Source organism: Streptomyces sp. DH12, from assembly GCF_020873895.1.
Lineage (GTDB): Bacteria > Actinomycetota > Actinomycetes > Streptomycetales > Streptomycetaceae > Streptomyces.
In genome coordinates this window covers 1-419 of the sequence record NZ_JAHWGT010001366.1, presented here as the reverse complement: position 1 = coordinate 419, position 419 = coordinate 1, and the positions used below count along the sequence as shown (strand labels likewise).

At 71.4% G+C, this 419-nt stretch carries 1 pseudogene; it reads left to right on the top strand.

The window, feature by feature from the left end:
• Positions 1-419, top strand: a pseudogene (locus LPA54_RS40100) (molybdopterin-dependent oxidoreductase); the annotation flags it as partial.

The following is a 419-nucleotide window of genomic DNA, read 5'->3' as shown; positions in this document are numbered from 1 at the left end:
CGCGCGCACCGTCGGCTACGAGGAACTCGCCGCCGGCGTCGAGCGCTGCACCCCGCGCTGGGCCGCGGAGATCTGCGGTGTCCCGGCCGCCGAGATCGAACGCGCGGCCGACCTCCTCGGCGACGCGAAACGGCTCACCTCCACCGTCCTCCAGGGCGTCTACCAGTCCCACCAGGCGTCCGCCGCCGCCGTCCAGGTCAACAACCTGCACCTCATCCGCGGCATGCTCGGCCGCCCCGGCTGCGGACTCATGCAGATGAACGGCCAGCCCACCGCCCAGAACACCCGCGAGTGCGGCGCCGACGGCGACCTCCCCGGCTTCCGCAACTGGCAGAACGATCAGCATGTGACCGAACTGGCCGAGATTTGGAACGTCGAACCGGACGGCATCCCGCACTACGGCCCGCCCACCCATGCGA